Here is an 18,179-nt window from a genome sequence, read left to right as displayed (position 1 = left end):
ACCATGGACAAACTCCTCATCACGGGCGGCAAGCGCCTGGTCGGCGACGTCACCATCTCCGGCGCCAAGAACGCGGCGCTGCCCATCCTGTGCGCCGGCCTGCTCACTTCGGGCGACGTGGTGCTGGACAATGTGCCGCATCTGCACGACGTGGCCACCATGCTCAAGCTGCTGGGCCAGACCGGCCTGAAAGTGCAGCAGGACGGCGAAAATGTCACGCTGAACGGCAGCGCCATCGACAAGCTGGAAGCGCCGTATGAGCTGGTGAAAACCATGCGCGCCTCCATCCTGGTACTGGGTCCGCTGCTGGCGCGTTTCGGCGAAGCGAAGGTGTCGCTGCCGGGCGGCTGCGCCATCGGCTCGCGTCCGGTGGACCAGCACATCAAGGGCCTGCAGGCGCTGGGCGCCGAGATCACCATCGACGCCGGCTACATCTACGCCAAGTGCAAAAAACTGAAGGGCGCCCGCATCGTCACCGACATGATCACGGTGACCGGCACCGAGAACCTGCTGATGGCCGCCACCCTGGCCGAAGGCGAGACCATCCTGGAAAACGCCGCGCGCGAGCCGGAAGTGACCGACCTGGCCAACCTGCTGGTGGCCATGGGCGCCAGGATCGAAGGCATCGGCACCGACCGCCTGGTGATCCAGGGCGTGCCGGAACTGCACGGCGCATCGCACTCCGTGATCTCGGACCGCATCGAAGCGGCCACCTTCCTGTGCGCCGTCGCGGCCACCGGCGGCGACATCACGCTGCGCAACACCCGCACCGACATCATGGACGCGGCGCTCGACAAGCTGCGCGAAGTCGGCCTGCAAATGACCATAGGCAAAGACACCATCCGCGCGCAAATGGATGCGCGCCCGAACCCGGTGACTTTCCGTACCACCGAATACCCTGGCTTCCCGACCGATATGCAGGCCCAATTCATGGCGGTGAACACCATCGCCAATGGCCCCAGCCGCGTGACCGAAACCATTTTCGAGAACCGCTTCATGCACGTCCAGGAGATGAACCGCCTGGGCGCGGCAATTGAAACCGACGGCAACACGGCCTTTATCAAAGGCGTGGATCAGCTGGTGGGCGCGCCCGTGATGGCGACCGACCTGCGCGCTTCGGCTTCGCTGGTGATCGCAGGCCTGGCCGCCAAGGGCGAAACGCTGATCGACCGCATCTACCACCTCGACCGCGGCTACGACCGCATGGAAGTGAAGCTGCAGGCGATCGGCGCCAACATCAGCCGAATCAAGTAAAGAGACCATCATGAGCGGATTTAACAGCGACGCCAATTCCCAGCTGATCCTTGCGCTGTCGAAGGGCCGTATTTTCGAAGACACCTTGCCGCTGCTGGAGGCAGCCGGCATCACCGTCACCGAGAATCCGGAAACTTCGCGCAAGCTGATCCTGGCCACCAACGACCCCAATGTGCGCGTGCTGATCGTGCGCGCCACCGACGTGCCGACCTATGTGCAGCATGGCGCGGCGGACTTCGGCGTGGCCGGCAAGGACGTGCTGATCGAGCACGGCGGCGAGGGCTTGTACCAGCCCGTGGATTTGAACATCGCGCAGTGCCGCATGTCGGTCGCTGTGAAATCCGGTTTCGACTACGAAGCGGCCGTGCGCCAGGGCGCGCGCCTGCGCGTGGCCACCAAGTTCACCACCACCGCGCGCGAGCACTTCGCCGCCAAGGGCGTGCACGTGGACCTGATCAAGCTGTACGGCTCGATGGAGCTGGCGCCGCTGGTGGGCCTGTCGGACGCCATCGTCGACCTGGTGTCGACCGGCAGCACGCTGCGCGCCAACAACCTGGTGGAAGTCGAAGAGATCATGGACATCTCCTCGCGCCTGGTGGTGAACCAGGCGGCGCTCAAGCTCAAGCGCCAGCGTCTGCAACCGATTATCGAAGCCTTTGAGCGTGCTTCGAAAAAGGTGAAGTAATGACGATACAGATCCGCAAACTCGATTCGTCCGCTGTTGGTTTTAAATCGACCCTGGACGCGCTGCTGGCCTTCGAAGCGTCCACCGACGACGCCATCGAAACCGCTGTCGCCAAGATCCTGGCCGACGTAAAAGCGCGCGGCAACGCCGCCGTGCTGGAATACACCAACCGCTTCGACCGCCTGCCCAATGGCGGCGCCGCCTCGGTGGACACGCTGGACCTGCCGCAGGCCGAACTGCAAGCCGCGCTGGACGCGCTGCCCGCAAGCCAGCGCGCCGCGCTGCAAGTGGCGGCCGACCGCATCCGCGTATTCCACGAGCGCCAGAAGCAGGAGCTGCAAGGCTTCACCTACACCGAGCCTGACGGCACCGTGCTGGGCCAGCGCATCACGCCGCTGGACCGCGTGGGCATCTACGTCCCGGGCGGCAAGGCTGCCTACCCATCGTCCGTGCTGATGAACGCGATTCCCGCGCAGGTGGCGGGCGTGGGCGAAATCATCATGGTGGTGCCCACGCCGGACGGCGTGAAGAACCAGATGGTGCTGGCCGCCGCCGCGCTGGCAGGCGTTACCCGCGTCATCACCATCGGCGGCGCGCAGGCAGTCGGCGCGCTGGCCTACGGCACCGAGACCATCACCGCCGTGGACAAGATCGTCGGCCCCGGCAACGCCTACGTGGCCGCCGCCAAGCGCCGCGTGTTCGGCACCGTCGGCATCGACATGATCGCCGGTCCGTCCGAGATCCTGATCGTGTGCGACGGCACCACGGACCCGGACTGGGTGGCCATGGACCTGTTCTCGCAGGCCGAGCACGACGAGCTGGCGCAAGCCATCCTCCTCTGCCCGGACGCGGACTACATCGCGCAAGTGGAGGCCAGCATAGCAAAGTTACTGCCCCAGATGCCGCGCCAGGAAGTGATACGCACCTCGCTGAACGACCGCGGCGCGCTGGTGAAAGTGCGCGACATGGACGAAGCCTGCGCCATCGCCAACAGCATCGCCGCCGAGCACCTCGAGATCTCCGCCGCCGAGCCGCAGCAATGGGCCGACAAGATCCGCCACGCGGGCGCCATGTTCCTGGGCCGCTACTCGTCCGAATCGCTGGGCGACTACTGCTGCGGCCCGAACCACGTGCTGCCGACTTCGCGCACCGCGCGCTTCTCGTCGCCGCTGGGCGTGTACGACTTCCAGAAGCGCTCGTCCATCATCTACGTGTCCGAAGCCGGCGCGCAAACGCTGGGCAAGGTCGCGGCCGAACTGGCCTACGGCGAAGGCCTGCAGGCGCACGCCCGCAGCGCGGAGCTGAGGATCAAAGACTGATGAGCGACTGGCTCAACCAGGTCTTCTGCGAGGATGCGCTGGCCGGACTGGCGCGCATCCCGGACGGTTCCGTCGATCTGATCCTGACCGATCCGCCCTACAACCTGGGCAAGGACTACGGCAATGCATCGGACCAGCAAACGGTGGAGGAATACCTGCGCTGGACCGAGCAGTGGATAGACGCGGCGCTGCCCAAGCTCAAGCCCAACGGCAGCCTGTACATCTTTCTGACCTGGCGCTTTTCGCCGGAGATCTTCGTCATGCTGAAGCAGCGCATGACGATGATGAATGAAATCATCTGGGACCGCCGCGTGCCGTCCATGGGCGGCAGCGTGCGCAGCTACTCGTCTGTGCACGACACGGTGGGCTTCTTCGTCGGCCGCAAGGACTACTACTTCGACCTGGACGCAGTGCGCATTCCCTACGACGCCGAAACCAAGAAGGCGCGCTCGCGCTCCATCTTCATCGGCGCCAAGTGGCTGGAAGTGGGCTACAACCCGAAGGACGTGTGGAGCGTGTCGCGCCTGCACCGCGAGCATCCGGAGCGCGCCAACCACCCGACGCAGAAGCCGCTCGAGATTATCGAGCGCATGGTCAAGGCCTCGTGCCCGCCGGGCGGCGTGGTGCTGGACCTGTTCATGGGCAGCGGCACCACCGCGCTGGCCGCGCGCCGCTGCGGGCGCCAGTTCGTCGGCTTCGAGCTGAACCCGGAATACTGCGCCATCATCAACGAGCGCCTGGCCGCGCTGGAAACCATCGAGGCGCTGGCGCTGGCCGCCGCGCCGGACGCCCCGGCCAAGGCGAAAGCCAAACCCAAGGCCAAGCCGAAAGCGAAGGCCGCAGTGAAGGCCAAGGCCAAGGCCGAGCCCAAGGCCGCCGCGCCGAAAAAGAAACCCGCAACCAAGAAGGCCGCCGCGCCCAAGCCGGCGGCGCCGAAACGATCACGCGCCATAAAAAAGGCGCCCCCCGAAGAAGTTACCATTTAACTTAAGGAGTGCAGCAAGATGTCCATCGACAGTCTCATCCGCAACACCATCCGTTCCGACGTACTGGCCATTCCCGGCTACCACGTGGCAGATGCAAGCGGTTTTATCAAACTGGACGCGATGGAAAATCCTTACCCGCTGCCCGAGCATCTGGCCACCGAGCTGGCCACCCGCCTGGCCAACGTGGCGCTGAACCGCTACCCCGTGGCCTCCTACGCCAGCGTGAAAGAGCGCATCTGCAAGCAGCTCGGCGTGCCGGCCGGCTACGACGTCCTGCTGGGCAATGGCTCCGATGAGCTGATCTCCATCCTGGACATGGCCTGCGCCCGCCAGGACCGCCGCGCCGTGGTGCTGGCGCCGCTGCCCACCTTCGTCATGTACGCCCGCTCGGCGCAATTCGCCGGCATGGACTTCGTCGGCGTGCCGCTGAAGGACGACCTGACGCTGGACCTGCCCGCCATGCTGGCCGCCATCGCCCAGCACAAGCCGGCGCTGGTCTACCTGTCGTATCCGAACAACCCCACCGGCAACCTGTTCAGCGAGCAAGACGTGGTCGCCATCATCGAGGCGCTGGGCGACACCGGCCTTGCCGTGGTGGACGAGGCCTACGAGCCCTTCGCCCAGCAGAGCTTCATGGGCCGCCTGCCCGAGTTCGACAACCTGGTGGTGATGCGCACCGTGTCCAAGCTGGGCCTGGCCGGCATCCGCCTCGGCTATATGTCGGCCGCGCCGAACCTGCTGGAGCAGTTCGACAAGGTCCGTCCGCCGTATAATGTGAACGTGCTGACGCAAGTCGCCGCCGAATTTGCACTCGACAACATCGACGTGCTCAACCAGCAAGCCGCCATCCTGCGCGAACAACGCGCCCTGCTGGCCGAGGCCTTGGCCGCCGTACCCGGCGTGCAAGTGTTCCCCTCCGCCGCCAACTTCATCCTCGTCCGGGTGCCCGACGCCGACGCGGCCAATGCCTATCTGCTGTCACGCAAGGTGCTGGTCAAAAATGTGGGTAAAATGCACAGTGTGCTGGCCAATTGCCTGCGCATCACGGTCAGTACCCCGGACGAGAACGCCGCTTTCCTCGAAGCATTTAAAGCCTCGCAGGCAGCCTAAGACCAACGTAGAGCTTTCCATGAACCGCACCGCAGAAATCACCCGCAACACCAACGAGACCCAGATCCGTGTCGCCATCAACCTGGATGGCACCGGCGTGCAGAAGCTGAACACGGGCGTTCCTTTCCTGGACCATATGCTGGACCAGATCGCCCGCCACGGCCTGTTCGACCTGGAAGTGGAAGCCACCGGCGACATCCATATCGACAACCACCACACGGTGGAAGACGTGGGCATCACGCTGGGCATGGCCTTCGCCAAGGCCATCGGCGACAAGAAGGGCATCGTTCGCTACGGCCACTCCTATGTGCCGCTGGACGAGGCGCTGTCGCGCGTGGTGATCGATTTTTCCGGCCGCCCAGGCATCGAATACCACATCCCGTTCACGCGCGCCATGATAGGCGGCTTCGACGTGGACCTGACGCTGGAATTCTTCCGCGGCTTCGTCAACCACGCGCTGGTGACCTTGCATATCGACAACTTGCGCGGCACCAATGCGCACCATCAATGCGAAACCGTGTTCAAGGCTTTCGGCCGCGCGCTGCGCATGGCCACCACGCTGGACGAACGCGCCGCCGGCACCATACCGTCGACCAAAGGTAGCTTGTAATCAATCGCAGCGCGGATTGCCCTTGCGCGGGCCGCGCTGTCTCTGCTTGAATGGCATTATGAAGAAAATTGTTGTTGTGGATTACGGCATGGGCAATCTGCGCTCGGTGGCGCAAGCCCTGCGCGCCGTGGCGCCGGAAGCCGACATCGTCATCTCCGGGCAAGTGGCCGACATCGAGAATGCCGACCGCATCGTGCTGCCCGGCCAGGGCGCCATGCCGGACTGCATGCGCAGCCTGCGCGAATCCGGCGTCCAGGACGCGCTGCTGCGCGCGGCCGAGACCAAGCCGCTGATGGGCGTGTGCATCGGCGAGCAGATGCTGTTCGACTCGTCCGAAGAGGGCGACGCGCAAGGCCTGGGCTTGCTACCGGGCAAAGTCGTGCGCTTCCAGCTGGACGGCCAGCTGCAGGAAGACGGCTCGCGCTTCAAAGTGCCGCAAATGGGCTGGAACCAAGTGCGCCAGCGCGCGTCTCATGCCATGTGGGCCGGCATTCCGGACAACAGCTACTTTTATTTTGTACACAGCTATTACGTGCAGCCGGGCGACGCCGCGCACAGCGTGGGCGAAACCGTGTACGGCACGCCGTTCTGCTGCGCCGTGGCGCGCGAGAACGTGTTCGCCACCCAGTTCCACCCGGAGAAGAGCGCCGCCGTGGGCCTGCAGCTGTATAAGAATTTCGTGCATTGGCAACCTTAAGCCTATCCCAACCTTAAACTCACCTCACCTACACTGACTATGCTGCTCATTCCTGCCATCGACCTCAAAGACGGTCACTGCGTGCGCCTGAAACAAGGCGATATGGAACTTGCCACCGTATTTTCCGACAACCCGGCCGACATGGCGCTGCACTGGCTGAAGCAGGGCGCGCGCCGCCTGCACCTGGTGGACCTGAACGGCGCCTTCGCCGGCAAGCCGAAAAACGAAGGCGCGATCAAGGCCATCCTGAAAGTGGTGCAGGAATTCGCCGAAGAGAACGACATCGACGAGATCCCCGTGCAGCTGGGCGGCGGCATCCGCGACCTCGACACCATCGAGCGCTACCTGGACGCCGGCATCAGCTACGTCATCATCGGCACCGCCGCCGTGAAAGAGCCGGGCTTCCTGCATGACGCCTGCGGCGCCTTCCCCGGCCACATCATCGTCGGCCTGGACGCCAAGGACGGCAAGGTCGCCACCGACGGCTGGAGCAAGATGTCCGGCCACGAGGTGATCGACTTGGCGCAGAAATTCGAAGCCTACGGCGTGGAATCCATTATCTACACCGACATCGGCCGCGACGGCATGATGGGCGGCGTGAACATCGAAGCGACGGTGAAACTGGCGCAGGCGGTGAAGATACCCGTGATCGCCTCCGGCGGCCTGCACAACCTGGCCGACGTGGAAGCGCTGTGCGCGGTGCAGGACGAAGGCATCGAGGGCGTGATCTGCGGCCGCTCGATCTACGAAGGCACGCTGGACCTGAACTCGGCCCAGCTGCGCGCCGACGAACTGACGGAAGGCAGTCTGGAAGACTGATCCCACCATGCTTGCAAAACGCATCATTCCTTGCCTGGACGTGACCGATGGCCGCGTCGTCAAAGGCGTCAACTTCACCGAGCTGCGCGACGCCGGCGACCCGGTGGAAATCGCCCGCCGCTACGACGAGCAGGGGGCCGACGAGCTGACCTTCCTCGACATTACGGCCTCGTCCGACAACCGCGGCCTGATCCTCGACATCATCGAGGCGGTGGCGTCCCAGGTCTTCATTCCGCTGACGGTGGGCGGCGGCGTGCGCGAGGTGGCCGATGTGCGCCGCCTGCTCAACGCCGGCGCCGACAAGGTCAGCATGAACACCTCGGCCGTGACCAATCCGCAGCTGGTGTTCGACGCTTCGCAGAAGCACGGTTCGCAGTGCATCGTGGTGGCGATCGACGCCAAGCAGGTGCAGCCGGGCCGCTGGGAAGTGTTCACGCACGGCGGCCGCAAGGCCACCGGCCTGGACGCGGTCGAGTGGGCCAGGAAAATGGAATCGCTGGGCGCGGGCGAGCTGCTGCTCACCAGCATGGACCGCGACGGCACCAAGTCCGGCTTCGACCTGGGCCTGACCCGCGCCGTGTCGGACGCGGTGGGCATTCCGGTGATCGCCTCGGGCGGCGTGGGCGGCCTGCAGGACCTGGCCGACGGCGTCAAGCTGGGCCGCGCGGACGCGGTGCTGGCGGCCAGCATCTTCCACTACGGCCAGCACACCGTGCAGGAAGCCAAGCGCTTCATGGCGCAGCAGGGCATTCCGATGCGCCTGGCCTGAGCCTGGTGCTTACACATAAGGAAAATCTCATCATGATGCCGACCCAGACGCCCAGCGTGGCGAAAGCCAAATGGCTGAACAAGATCAAGTGGGACGAACACGGCCTGGTGCCGGTGATCGCCCAGGAGGCGGGCAGCAACGACGTGCTGATGTTCGCCTGGATGAACCGCGACGCGCTGTATAAAACCGTGGAGCTGGGCGAAGCGGTGTACTGGAGCCGTTCGCGCAAGAAGCTGTGGCACAAGGGCGAGGAGTCCGGCCATGTGCAGAAGGTGCTGGAAATGCGCCTGGACTGCGACGAGGACGTGGTGCTGCTGAAGATCGAGCAGGCCGGCGGCATCGCCTGCCACACCGGCCGCCATTCCTGCTTCTTCAACAAGTTCGACGGCGACGCCAAGGACGGCGACTGGCAGGCCAGCGAGCCGGTGCTGAAAGACCCGGACACGATTTACACGGAAGCGAAAAGCAAATGAGCACCATCCTGGACCGCGTGGCGGCCACCATCGAATCGCGCAAGCCGGCCAACGGCGGCGACCCGGCCACTTCCTATGTGGCCAAGCTGTTCGCCAAGGGCGACGACGCCATCCTGAAAAAGGTCGGCGAGGAGGCCACCGAGTTCGTGATGGCGTCGAAAGACGCGCGCCACGGCGGCGATGCCTCCAAAGTGCTGTACGAATGCGCCGACTTGTGGTTCCATTCGATGGTGATGCTGGCCCAGTTCGGTTTGACGCCGCAACAGGTGCTCGACGAGCTGGCGCGCCGCGAAGGCGTGTCCGGCATCGAGGAAAAAGCGTCCCGCAAAGAATAAATCTACTGGAGTTGTTGTGGAAAACTGCCTGTTCTGCAAAATTGCTAAGAAACAAATTCCATCGACCATCGTGTATGAAGACGAGGAATTGCTCGCCTTCAAGGATATTCATCCGCACGCGCCGGTGCACCTGCTGGTGATACCGAAAACCCACATCAGCACCTTGTCCGACTGCAACGCCGGCCACGCGCCGCTGCTGGGCAAGATGCTGGCGCTGGCGCCCCGCCTGGCCGAAGAGCACGGCGTGGCCGTGGGCTACGACGAGGACGGCGCGCCGCAGCGCGGCTACAAGACGCTGATCAACAGCGGCCCGGACGGCGGCCAGGAGATCTACCACCTGCACCTGCACATCATCGGCGGCCCGCACCCGTGGCGCACCGAGCGCTGAGAGCGCTATACTGGTAGCAAGAAATATTGCTACTTCTTCATGACAAGCACATGACAGGCGCGCTTCGCGTATACTGTCCGCACTAACCGCAATTTTTTGGGGCGCGTTGCGTTCCGCAAGGGGAATATGATGGGTTCGATGAGCATCTGGCACTGGCTGGTGGTACTGGTAATTATCATGCTGGTCTTCGGCACCAAAAAACTGGGCAATATCGGCTCGGACGTGGGCAAGGCTGTCAAAGGCTTCAAGGACGGCGTGAAGGGCAGCGAAGAAGAGAACAAGGCTCCCGGCGCGACCGGCTCGACCCAGCAGGTTGCCGACAAGTCCACCATCGACGTGGAAGCCAAAGAGAAAAACAAGCTGTAATGCGTGGTTAAGCGCTTATGATCGATCTCGGTCTTTCCAAACTAGCCATCATCGGCGTGGTCGCGCTGATCGTCATCGGTCCTGAGAAGCTGCCCAAGGTGGCGCGCATGGCCGGTACGCTGTACGGCCGCGCGCAGCGCTATCTGCACGAAGTCAAATCCGAAGTCAGCCGCGAAATCGAGCTGGAGGAACTGCGCAACCTGCAAAAGGAAGTGCAGGACACCGCGCAGTCGATCAAGCAGGGCGTGGAGCAGTCCATTTCCGAAAGCGTGGCCGAGGTGCAGAACGCCTGGCAGGACAGTTCCGGCCACGATTATGGGCAAGTGCCGCCCAGCGCCGAACACCTGGCGCGCAAGGCCAAGGAATTCCGCCGCAAGCGCCTGGTGCGCACCTCGGCGCTGCCGGCCTGGTACAAGCAGCAGCACGGCACGCGCATGCATGTCACGTCCGGCGCCGCGCGGGTTGCGCGCTTCCGCCCCAGCAGCAAACCTCCAGCATCGTTCTACTAAATGAGTGAAGAAACCCCGGTTGAGGAGACCTTCATCTCCCACCTGATCGAGCTGCGCGACCGCCTGGTCAAAGCCTCGATCGGTATTGCCATCGTGTGCGCCGCGCTGATGTTCTGGCCGGGGCCGGCGGCCATCTACGACATCATCGCCGCCCCCATGCTCGCTTCGCTGCCCGCCGGCTCGAAGATGATCGCCACCGGCGTGATCTCGCCCTTCCTGGTGCCGATGAAGGTGACCCTGCTGATCGCCTTCATCCTGGCCTTGCCGTGGGTGCTGTACCAGCTGTGGGCCTTTATCGCGCCCGGCTTGTACGCGCACGAGAAGCGCCTGATCGCGCCGCTGGTGATCTCGTCCTCGGTGCTGTTCGCGGCCGGCGTGGCGTTTTGCTACTTCTTCGTGTTCGGCCGCGTGTTCCACTTCATTTCGGACTTTTCGCCGTCGTCGATCGCGGTGACGCCGGACATTGAGAACTATCTCGATTTCGTCATGTCCATGTGCCTGGCCTTCGGCGCCACCTTCGAGGTGCCGGTGGTGGTGGTGGTGCTGGTGCGCATGGGGATCGTGTCGGTGGCCAAGCTGAAGGAAGTGCGGGCCTATGTGATCGTGGGCGCCTTCGTGATCGCCGCCATCGTCACGCCGCCGGACGTGGTCAGCCAGTTCTCGCTGGCGATTCCGATGTGGCTGCTGTATGAGCTGGGCCTGCTGGTGGCGCCGGTGTTCGTCAAGGCCACGCAGGCGCCTGAAGAGCCTGTTTAAGCGTAGAGCTTGAACAGGATCACGGCATCCACGACAAACTGGATGCCGAACAGCAGGTAGAACCTGGTTTCCATCCCGGCCATCCGCCGCTGCAGGGCATCTATCCGAATCGATAGGGCCAGCTCGACCTCATGAATTTTGCTGAGCATTTCCTGCCTGATCAGGTTCATCTGGTTGAGCATGTCCTGCTTGAGCAGGTCCATCTGGCCGAATATTTCCTGCTTCAGCAGGTCCATCCGCGCCAGCAGCTCGCTGCGCTGTATCACCAGATCGGACTCGACGGCGACGTCGCATTCGTCCAGTATCGCGCTGAGCGATTCTGCGTGCAGCTCAGCCTGCTCTGCGGGCAGACCTCCCTCCTTCAATAACTGGGCGTATTTCAGCTTGTCAATCCGGATGGGCATGGTCATGATCGCTCCCAGGTTCATAGTAGCAGAAGCGGGGGCACTGCCCCCGTCTCCATGGTACCTGGTCGCGTGCGCGGCGCCTTGAGGCCGCGCAAAGCTTTTACTGCGCCATCAGCTCGCGGATCACGCGCACCGGCGCGCTGCCGTAGCTGAGGAATTTCTCGTTGAAGTCCTTCAGCACGAACTTGCTGCCCAGCGCCTGCTTGCGCTCCTCGCGCAGCTCCATGATCTCGCTGTAGCCGCTGAAGTAGCTGGCCAGCTGCACCGACGACAGCTGCGCGCGGCGCCATTTCTCGGCCGCTTCGCGCTGCGTCTGGAAGGCCTGGCGCGTCAGCAGGTCCATCGCCTCGGCCTGCTGCATGCCCAGCACATGGATGCTGTAGTCGAGGATGGTGTTGGTCACGCTGCGCAGATTCCATTTCGAATACATCAGCCACATCTCGGGCGCGTTGTCGCCATAGCCGGACTCCAGCATCATGCGTTCGCCGTACACCGCCCAGCCTTCCACCATGGCGCCGTTGCCGAAGATGGACTTGACGATGGACGGCGATTTGTTGGCGTACACCAGCTGCGCGTAGTGCCCGGGTATCGCCTCGTGGATGTTGAGGATCTGCAGTATCCAGTGGTTGTATTCGCGCAGGCTGCTTTCGGCCTGTTCGGCGGATTCGCCGTCGAGCGGCGTCACGTTGTAATAGGTGCGGTCCTGCGGGCGGTATGGGCCGGGCGCCTCGATGCTGGCGCCGGCAACGCCGCGCTGGTAGGCCGGCGTTTCGCGCACTTCCAGCGGCTTGTTCGGGTCCAGCGTCAGCAGGTTCTTCTGGATCACCCAGTCCTGCAGGACAGGAATCTGGCGGCGGATCTCGGGGAAGAAGTCCTCGCGCTTCACGTGGTTGGCCGAGAGCGTGTCTATCATCATGCCGATCTTGGCGGTACGGTCGGCCGGCTTGGCGGCGCCGTTCATATACTTGGGCCACAGTTCGTCCGACAGGCGCTCCATATTCGCCAGCAGCTGCTCGCGCGCGGCCAGCGCCTTGTTGTAGGTCTGCTCGCCGGTGCTGCCAGCCTGGATGTCGAAGCTGAACTTGGCCTCGTACAGCTCCTTGCCGATGCGGAAGGAGCGGCCGCCGCCGTTCTGCGCCATGGTCTTGTCCAGCTCAGCCAGCCAGGCCGCATAGCCGTCCACCGCCGCTTTCGCCAGGCTCACGCGCTGCGCAAACAGCTGCTTCTCGATGGGCGAGAGGATGGAGGCCTGCGCCTGCTTGTCCAGGTCCGCCAGCAGCGCGGTCACGCCCGGCGCCTGCGCGATGGCAAGCTGGGTGTGCTCGCGGGTAGGGTTGCTGATGCTGGCGCGCGCCGCGTCGTAATAGGCCGGCACGCTGGCGATGCGCTTGAGCAGGGTGCGCAGGCGCTGCGGCTTGGCCGCGTATTCGGTGTTGAGGATGAAGTCGATCGGGCTGGCGATGTTGTACAGCGCCGGGTTCCATTCGAATTCGCGGAAGGTGGCCAGGTACCAGCGGTCCGAATTGAGCTTGTTGAGCAGCAGCGCCAGGTCGGTGCGCTGCTTGGCGGACAGCTGGCGCGCGTCGATCTTGCCCAGGCGGCCCAGCCAGTCGTCGATAAAGGCCAGCTGGCTGGCGCGGGTGGCGGCGTCCGGGATGGTCATGGTGGCGGCGGTGTCGTACTTGCCCACCGAGATCGCGGTCTCGGGATCGATCTTCCACAGCGCGCCCAGGAACTGGGTGGACTGCGCATCCATGCGCTTGTCCTGGCTGCGTTCGGACGGCGCCTGCTTGATCATCGGCGTGGCCGCCGCCGCCGCCGCTGCTACGGCGCCTTTCTTGGCAGCGCCCTTGCTGCTCTTGGAACCCTTGCCCTGCTTGGAAGAGGACTTCGAGGACGACTTCGTGGTCTTGCTGGACTTGGCTTTTTGCGGCGCCTTGGCGGCCATGGCGGGCGTCAGGGCCAGGCAGGCCAGCACTGCGGCCAGCGCGATTTTGGTTTTCATCATGAGGGGTATGCCTTTGCTAGTGTATTCAGTTGATCGCATTGCTGCGTATCAGTGACTGGTGGTGCGCGTTCAGCGCCGCCACGGCGTCTTTGCCGCGCGCCATGCGCGTCAGCATGATCTCGCTGCCCTTGGTGTAGCGGTGGCCGATGCGGATCGAATAGGAGCGGAACAGCCAGCTCCAGAACGACTGCACGAAAGTGGCTTCGTCCATGTCGCGCCACTTCACGCCCTGCACGCCCTTGGACCACGGCAGGATGCCGGAATACAGCCACACGCCCACATCGTCGTAATACAGCTGCACGCTGCGTATCACCAGGATGCGGTAGCCTACCACCACCACGGCGAATACCATCACACCGGCGGCAATCAGTTCGCTGTAGCGGAACGCGAGAGGCAGCGCGAAGCCGAACAGCAGCAGCGCGAGCAGCAGCGTGTTCAGGTAGGCGGTCCAGGATTTCACGCACAGCAGCGTGCCATGGCCGGCGGGGCGGGATGCGTTGTCTTCTTCCATGTGTTCTCCTTTAAATCTTCAGGCCTTCCTGCAGCATCGCCAGCATCTCGCTGGCCGACATGCGCGCGGCCATGTCGCTGCCGTCGAGCAGGCTGTCGGCCAGGTCGCGTTTGTGCTGGTGCAGGTCGACGATGCCTTCTTCGATAGTATGCCGTGCAACCAGGCGGTAGATGGTGACGGGGCGCAGCTGGCCCATGCGGTGCGCGCGGTCCGAGGCCTGGTCTTCCACTGCAGGGTTCCACCACGGGTCCATGTGGATCACGTAGTCCGCCGCCGTCAGGTTGATGCCCATGCCGCCCGCCTTCAGGCTGATGAGGAAGACATCGCCCTCGCCGGCCTGGAAGGCGTCCACGCGCTGCTTGCGCGCCGCCATGGGGGTGGAGCCGTCCAGGTACTGGTAAGCCACGCCCTGGCGCTCCAGGTGCTCGCGTATCAGCGTCAGGTGGTCCACGAATTGGCTGAACACCAGCACCTTGTGGCGGTTCTCCAGCAGGCCGGAAAGCAGGTGCGCAAAGGCCGCCAGCTTGCTGCTCGGGAGCTTCAAGCCCGGCGCCACCAGGTTGGGATTGCAGCAGGCGCGGCGCAGCTTCATGATCTCGGCCAGGATCTGGATCGACTTCTTCTCGGCCGGGCCTTCCACCGCCGCCAGGTTCTCCAGCGCCTCGCGCCGCAGCGACTCGTACAGCGCCGTTTCCTCTTTCGACAAATCGACTTCCAGCACGATCTCGGTGCGGGACGGCAGTTCCGTCAGCACCTGCGTCTTGGTGCGGCGCAGGATGAAGGGGCCGATCAGGCGCCGCAGGCAGTTGCGCGCGCCCACTTCGGCGCGGTGGTCCTGCTGCTTCTCTATCGGTCCCGCGAAGCGCAGGTTGAACTGCTCTATGCTGCCCAGCAGGCCCGGATTGATAAAGCGGAACAGGTTCCACAGCTCGCCGAGGTGGTTCTCCAGCGGCGTGCCGGTGGCCACCATGCGGAAGTCGCCCTTCAGCGCCATCACGGCCTGCGAGCGCTTGGTGGCGCCGTTCTTGATGGCTTGCGCCTCGTCCAGCACGATGGTGTGCCACTGCCTGGCGGCGAAGCGCTCGGCCTCCTGCTGCAGCAGGCCGTAGCTGCACACCACCAGGTCGAAGGCGCCGGCACTGGACACCATCTCCGCGCGGTCGCCGCTGCCGAACACCTTCACGTTCAGCGTGGGCGCGAAGCGCGCAGCCTCGCTCACCCAGTTCAGGCACACCGAGGTTGGCGCGATCACCAGCGTTGGCCCTTGCGGCGCGCGCGACAGGATCAGCGCCAGCGCCTGCAGCGTCTTGCCCAGGCCCATATCGTCCGCCAGGCAGGCGCCCACGCCCCAGTGCGCAAGGCGCGCCAGCCAGTCGTAGCCGTCGCGCTGGTAGTCGCGCAGCTCCGCCTGCAAGGTGCTGGGCAGCTGCGGCGCAAAGGCGGTGCTGGCCTCCATGCGCTGCAGGTGCGCGCGCCAGGCCGGATCGGCGCTGACCTCGCCCGCTTCCGCCGCCAGGTCCTCCAGCGCGAAGGCCGCGAGCGGGTGGATGTGGATGCCGTCCGCGCTGATGTCGCCGTAGGCCTGCAGCTCGTGCAGGCGGCGGTGCAGCTCCTCGGTCAGCGCCAGGTAGTGGTTGTCGCCCAGCTCCACGAAGCGACTTTTGTTCGCCTGCATCAGCTCCAGCAGCGCGCGCAGATCCATCACCTTGTCTTCGTCGATCTGCAGCTGGCCGCTGGCGGCGAACCAGTCCTTCTCGGTCTTGATATTCAGGCGGAACTGCTTGCCGCTCACGCGCTGGCTGACGCGGAACTTCTCGCCCTCCGGCCACGCCACCACCACGAATTCCGGCGCCAGCTCCTGCAGCTCGGACAGCAGCTGCAAGCACAGCGCCGGCTGGCCGAGCAGCCATTCGCCGTGCTCCTGCTCCGCCTGTTCCAGCACCAGGCATTTGCCTATCAGGCGGCGTTCCGCATCGCGCTCGCCGCTCAGGCTGCGGCGCGTCTGTACCGGCTTGCCCTCGGCTTCCGCGTTCATGCTCTCGGCGCCGCTGCCCGGCGTGTAGTAGGCGCCGCCCGCCAGAGGGCGCACCATGATCTGCATCTTCAGGCCGTGCTGGTAGGGCAGCAGCAGCACGTGCAAACGCGTGTCGGCCTCCACCTGCTCCGCATTGCCCGTGCCGCCGCCGATGTCCGACTGCACGGTGACGATGGCCGACACCGCGCCTATGGCCTGCAGCACCTGTTCCTCCGCGCTGGCCGGCACTTCCAGTCCGTCGGCCACGATGGCGGCAATGCGGCGGTGCTCGTCTTCTATGCTCACCACGCGCAGGCGGGTTGGCGTTTCCTGCACCACCATCACGCTGGCGTTGATATTGGTCAGCGCGGGCTGCAAGGTCAGGCGCAGATTGCCGCGCTGCTTGCGTATCAGCAGTTCCGGCGTGCCGGCCAGCAGCTCCACGCGCGTGTCCGGCGCTTCGAGCCAGTAGGCGTGCGGGTGGCCCACCAGCGCGAGCGCCGCCTGCTCATGGTCGATGTCGTAGCGCAGGCCGGACGAATAAGCCTGGCGCGAAGGGGCAATGGTGCTGCTGATGCGGATGTCCTGCGGCGTCAGGAACTCCATCTGCGCCGCGTCCTCGCGCAGGCGCTTCAATGCCAGGGGACGGCCCTTGCCCCAGGCGCCTTTCGCGTCGCGCTTCTGTTCGCGCGGCTCGATCTCGGTAATGCCGTGGCGCGGATCGAAGGTAATCATCCAGACCAGGCGCGCCTCGCCGCTGGCGGTATCCGGTGCGCCCTGCTGCAGGTTGATCAGCGCGGAGAGCTGGCGCTGCCAGGCTTCCTGCCGCTCGAACCAGCCGCTCATGTCGGTGAAGCCGCCGCGCTCGCGCAGCGCGGCCGCGTGCGTGGCCATGTCCGCGTCGCCGTGGTGGCCCAGCAGGCTGGCCGTTTGCGCGGCGATGAATTTGTAGCCCAGCGTTTCCGCCTGCTGTGCCAATGCGTGCAGCTGTTCGCGCTTGCCTTCCAGCTGCGGCAGCGCCAGCCAGAACCACAGCAGCGCCTGGAACATCTGCGGCTGCATCGCGCTTTCCCAGCTGCGCGACAGCACCACGTCGGTCTGCATGGTGCCGGCGCGGATCTGGCGCAGCATGCTCAGTTGCGTGTACACCGCGCTGTCCGGATTGGCCTGCGCGTGGATGGCCAGCTCCAGGTAGCTTTCGGCGGCCTTCTGCATTTTCGGGTCGGCGCTGCGCAGCATGGCCAGCACGTACAGGTGGCCGCCCATGCCTTGGAACAGCAGCTTGCGCTTGCCCGATTCGCGCCGCAGCGACTTCAGCGCCGCCTCGAAGCCCTGCAGCGATTTATCCAGGTCGCCGCGCAGCAGCAGGATTACGCTGAGCAGGAACTGCGGCAGCGCGCCGTCCAGGCCTTCCAGGTAAATGGCGGCCTGCTTCATTTCGCCGCACAGGATGGCGTCCTCCGCCAGCGCCATGCGGAAGGTCTCGGTGATGTACTCGTTCTTGGCCAGGCGGCGCTGCACGTGGCGCCCGGTCAGGCCGCGCACGGTGGGCGCCAGCGACGGGTCGCGCTGGCAGTGTTGCAGCAGCAGGGTGAACACGTCGTCCACCAGCAGCGGATGGACCAGGATCAGCATGCCCGCTTCCAGCGGCTTGGTGAAGATGTCCACCACCGGATGCAGCTGGGCCGCCTCGTAGCACACCATGCAGGCCTGCAGCAGCGGCAGCACCTGCTGCGGCGCCTGGCCGCGCAGTAGCGCCATGCGCAGGCGCGCCACTGCCTGGCGATAGCTGCGCGCCTCCAGCGCGCCGTTCCAGCCCTGGCGCATGGGGTTCAGCGTTTCGTAGGCGGTGCACAGGTCGGCCAGCGTGTGCGCGCCAATGGCGGCGCGGATGGCGGGCCAGCGCAGCTTGGCGTTGCAGATGTAGCCGCGCGCGGTGACCACGGTGGTGAAGGCCAGGCGCTCCAGCTTGCGCAGCGGCTCGTCCAGCGTGTCCACGTTGAACATGAAGCCGCGCGCGTCGCGCACGCCGGCCTTGTTCAGCAGGTCCAGGATGGCCGTGCGGCCGGTGGCGTCGCCGATCAGGGCAAGCAGCGCCAATATCATTTTTTCGTCGAGGCTGAGCGCCTCGAATTCCGCGAGCAGTTGCTGGTCCGTCATGGT

General features: G+C 64.8%; 19 protein-coding genes. 15 read left to right on the top strand and 4 right to left on the bottom strand.

The annotated features are described in order from the left end of the window. Window positions 1–3: 3 nt before the first annotated feature. The 15 genes from murA to tatC all read left to right on the top strand — a co-directional run bounded on the left by murA (window position 4) and on the right by tatC (window position 11,076). Window positions 4–1,254, top strand: coding sequence for a UDP-N-acetylglucosamine 1-carboxyvinyltransferase (gene murA, locus KT882_RS00785; protein WP_228894120.1), 1,251 nt, complete (start codon window positions 4–6; stop codon window positions 1,252–1,254). A gap of 10 nt (window positions 1,255–1,264) precedes the next feature. After that, on the top strand, window positions 1,265–1,939 hold the full coding sequence (hisG, locus tag KT882_RS00780; RefSeq protein WP_057154125.1) for an ATP phosphoribosyltransferase: 675 nt from the start codon (window positions 1,265–1,267) through the stop codon (window positions 1,937–1,939). Next, window positions 1,939–3,258 carry a histidinol dehydrogenase gene (hisD, locus tag KT882_RS00775; RefSeq protein ID WP_228894119.1) on the top strand — a complete coding sequence of 440 codons (1,320 nt, stop codon included), beginning with the start codon at window positions 1,939–1,941 and terminating at the stop codon, window positions 3,256–3,258. Before hisG ends, hisD begins: the two co-directional genes overlap by 1 nt. Next, window positions 3,258–4,244 (top strand): DNA-methyltransferase, encoded by a 987-nt coding sequence (locus tag KT882_RS00770; RefSeq protein ID WP_228894118.1) that lies wholly within the window; start codon window positions 3,258–3,260, stop codon window positions 4,242–4,244. The genes hisD and KT882_RS00770 overlap by 1 nt, the downstream gene beginning before the upstream one ends. Before the next feature lie 18 nt (window positions 4,245–4,262). Further along, entirely contained in the window at window positions 4,263–5,354 is a 1,092-nt protein-coding gene (hisC, locus tag KT882_RS00765; protein WP_228894117.1) for a histidinol-phosphate transaminase, read from the top strand. A gap of 19 nt (window positions 5,355–5,373) precedes the next feature. Further along, window positions 5,374–5,964, top strand: coding sequence for an imidazoleglycerol-phosphate dehydratase HisB (gene hisB / locus KT882_RS00760; RefSeq protein WP_056399982.1), 591 nt, complete (start codon window positions 5,374–5,376; stop codon window positions 5,962–5,964). Window positions 5,965–6,022: 58 nt separating this feature from the next. Continuing rightward, window positions 6,023–6,661 (top strand): imidazole glycerol phosphate synthase subunit HisH, encoded by a 639-nt coding sequence (gene hisH / locus KT882_RS00755; RefSeq protein ID WP_161070399.1) that lies wholly within the window; start codon window positions 6,023–6,025, stop codon window positions 6,659–6,661. Window positions 6,662–6,700: 39 nt separating this feature from the next. Continuing rightward, window positions 6,701–7,480: a 1-(5-phosphoribosyl)-5-[(5-phosphoribosylamino)methylideneamino]imidazole-4-carboxamide isomerase gene (gene hisA, locus KT882_RS00750; RefSeq protein WP_161070400.1), complete on the top strand. Its 780-nt coding sequence runs from the start codon at window positions 6,701–6,703 to the stop codon at window positions 7,478–7,480. Window positions 7,481–7,487: 7 nt separating this feature from the next. Beyond that, a complete protein-coding gene (hisF, locus tag KT882_RS00745) occupies window positions 7,488–8,249 on the top strand; it encodes an imidazole glycerol phosphate synthase subunit HisF (protein WP_161070401.1) in 762 nt (253 codons plus the stop codon). A 35-nt stretch (window positions 8,250–8,284) separates the two neighbouring features. Next, window positions 8,285–8,722, top strand: a complete 438-nt coding sequence (hisI, locus tag KT882_RS00740) for a phosphoribosyl-AMP cyclohydrolase (RefSeq protein ID WP_161070486.1) — start codon at window positions 8,285–8,287, stop codon at window positions 8,720–8,722. Beyond that, window positions 8,719–9,057: a phosphoribosyl-ATP diphosphatase gene (locus tag KT882_RS00735; RefSeq protein ID WP_228894116.1), complete on the top strand. Its 339-nt coding sequence runs from the start codon at window positions 8,719–8,721 to the stop codon at window positions 9,055–9,057. The genes hisI and KT882_RS00735 overlap by 4 nt, the downstream gene beginning before the upstream one ends. Window positions 9,058–9,073: 16 nt before the next feature. Next, window positions 9,074–9,445, top strand: a complete 372-nt coding sequence (locus tag KT882_RS00730) for a histidine triad nucleotide-binding protein (RefSeq protein ID WP_161070403.1) — start codon at window positions 9,074–9,076, stop codon at window positions 9,443–9,445. 129 nt (window positions 9,446–9,574) lie between these two features. Next, window positions 9,575–9,811, top strand: coding sequence for a Sec-independent protein translocase subunit TatA (gene tatA, locus KT882_RS00725; protein ID WP_161070487.1), 237 nt, complete (start codon window positions 9,575–9,577; stop codon window positions 9,809–9,811). A gap of 17 nt (window positions 9,812–9,828) precedes the next feature. After that, on the top strand, window positions 9,829–10,320 hold the full coding sequence (gene tatB / locus KT882_RS00720; protein ID WP_161070404.1) for a Sec-independent protein translocase protein TatB: 492 nt from the start codon (window positions 9,829–9,831) through the stop codon (window positions 10,318–10,320). Further along, window positions 10,321–11,076 carry a twin-arginine translocase subunit TatC gene (gene tatC / locus KT882_RS00715; protein WP_161070405.1) on the top strand — a complete coding sequence of 252 codons (756 nt, stop codon included), beginning with the start codon at window positions 10,321–10,323 and terminating at the stop codon, window positions 11,074–11,076. It begins immediately after the preceding gene. On the opposite strand, the gene KT882_RS00710 is transcribed toward tatC, so the two are convergent. From KT882_RS00710 to KT882_RS00695, 4 genes are all read right to left on the bottom strand, one after another. Next, entirely contained in the window at window positions 11,073–11,486 is a 414-nt protein-coding gene (locus tag KT882_RS00710; RefSeq protein ID WP_228894115.1) for a hypothetical protein, read from the bottom strand. The two genes, tatC and KT882_RS00710, sit on opposite strands and share 4 nt — an antisense overlap. 97 nt (window positions 11,487–11,583) lie before the next feature. Continuing rightward, a complete protein-coding gene (locus tag KT882_RS00705) occupies window positions 11,584–13,491 on the bottom strand; it encodes a DUF885 domain-containing protein (protein WP_228894114.1) in 1,908 nt (635 codons plus the stop codon). Window positions 13,492–13,516: 25 nt separating this feature from the next. Further along, window positions 13,517–14,002 (bottom strand): hypothetical protein, encoded by a 486-nt coding sequence (locus KT882_RS00700; protein WP_161070408.1) that lies wholly within the window; start codon window positions 14,000–14,002, stop codon window positions 13,517–13,519. Window positions 14,003–14,012: 10 nt separating this feature from the next. Beyond that, on the bottom strand, window positions 14,013–18,176 hold the full coding sequence (locus KT882_RS00695; RefSeq protein ID WP_228894113.1) for an SNF2-related protein: 4,164 nt from the start codon (window positions 18,174–18,176) through the stop codon (window positions 14,013–14,015). Window positions 18,177–18,179 lie beyond the last annotated feature (3 nt).

Origin of the sequence: Pseudoduganella aquatica, from assembly GCF_020865585.1 — a bacterium.
Taxonomy (GTDB): domain Bacteria; phylum Pseudomonadota; class Gammaproteobacteria; order Burkholderiales; family Burkholderiaceae_D; genus Rugamonas; species Rugamonas aquatica_A.
This window is presented reverse-complemented; position numbering and strand designations above follow the sequence as displayed.

Coding starts and splice junctions, on each gene's coding strand:
- murA (WP_228894120.1), top strand. CDS start 4: ATGGACAAACTCCTCATCACGGGCGGCAAGCGCCTGGTCGGCGACGTC.
- hisG (WP_057154125.1), top strand. CDS start 1,265: ATGAGCGGATTTAACAGCGACGCCAATTCCCAGCTGATCCTTGCGCTG.
- hisD (WP_228894119.1), top strand. CDS start 1,939: ATGACGATACAGATCCGCAAACTCGATTCGTCCGCTGTTGGTTTTAAA.
- KT882_RS00770 (WP_228894118.1), top strand. CDS start 3,258: ATGAGCGACTGGCTCAACCAGGTCTTCTGCGAGGATGCGCTGGCCGGA.
- hisC (WP_228894117.1), top strand. CDS start 4,263: ATGTCCATCGACAGTCTCATCCGCAACACCATCCGTTCCGACGTACTG.
- hisB (WP_056399982.1), top strand. CDS start 5,374: ATGAACCGCACCGCAGAAATCACCCGCAACACCAACGAGACCCAGATC.
- hisH (WP_161070399.1), top strand. CDS start 6,023: ATGAAGAAAATTGTTGTTGTGGATTACGGCATGGGCAATCTGCGCTCG.
- hisA (WP_161070400.1), top strand. CDS start 6,701: ATGCTGCTCATTCCTGCCATCGACCTCAAAGACGGTCACTGCGTGCGC.
- hisF (WP_161070401.1), top strand. CDS start 7,488: ATGCTTGCAAAACGCATCATTCCTTGCCTGGACGTGACCGATGGCCGC.
- hisI (WP_161070486.1), top strand. CDS start 8,285: ATGCCGACCCAGACGCCCAGCGTGGCGAAAGCCAAATGGCTGAACAAG.
- KT882_RS00735 (WP_228894116.1), top strand. CDS start 8,719: ATGAGCACCATCCTGGACCGCGTGGCGGCCACCATCGAATCGCGCAAG.
- tatA (WP_161070487.1), top strand. CDS start 9,575: ATGGGTTCGATGAGCATCTGGCACTGGCTGGTGGTACTGGTAATTATC.
- tatB (WP_161070404.1), top strand. CDS start 9,829: ATGATCGATCTCGGTCTTTCCAAACTAGCCATCATCGGCGTGGTCGCG.
- tatC (WP_161070405.1), top strand. CDS start 10,321: ATGAGTGAAGAAACCCCGGTTGAGGAGACCTTCATCTCCCACCTGATC.
- KT882_RS00710 (WP_228894115.1), bottom strand. CDS start 11,486: ATGACCATGCCCATCCGGATTGACAAGCTGAAATACGCCCAGTTATTG.
- KT882_RS00705 (WP_228894114.1), bottom strand. CDS start 13,491: ATGATGAAAACCAAAATCGCGCTGGCCGCAGTGCTGGCCTGCCTGGCC.
- KT882_RS00700 (WP_161070408.1), bottom strand. CDS start 14,002: ATGGAAGAAGACAACGCATCCCGCCCCGCCGGCCATGGCACGCTGCTG.
- KT882_RS00695 (WP_228894113.1), bottom strand. CDS start 18,176: ATGACGGACCAGCAACTGCTCGCGGAATTCGAGGCGCTCAGCCTCGAC.